At 69.0% G+C, this 252-nt stretch carries 1 pseudogene; it reads right to left on the reverse strand.

Going from position 1 to position 252, the window contains the following annotated elements:
• Positions 1-252, reverse strand: a pseudogene (locus tag QMX85_RS23465) (site-2 protease family protein); the annotation flags it as partial.

Genomic DNA, 252 nt, shown 5'->3' on the forward strand with positions numbered 1-252 from the left:
CCGAGGCGACGCACCAGTTGCAGGTTGACCTGCGACCAACCCACCACCGGGTCGCCGTCGATGGCGACGATCTCCTGCCCGGCAGCCAGCCCGGCCTTCGCCGCCAGGCTGCCTTCCTCGACATGCCGATGACCGGACGCACCTGCTGCGAGCCGAGCATGGCCAGCACCCAGAAGAACAGCAGCGCGAGAAGGAAGTTGGCGATCGGGCCGGCGGCGACGATGGCGATGCGCTGACGAACCGGCTTGCGGT

This window comes from Pseudomonas sp. PS02288 (genome assembly GCF_029959715.1).
In the GTDB taxonomy this organism is placed as follows: domain Bacteria; phylum Pseudomonadota; class Gammaproteobacteria; order Pseudomonadales; family Pseudomonadaceae; genus Pseudomonas_O; species Pseudomonas_O kuykendallii.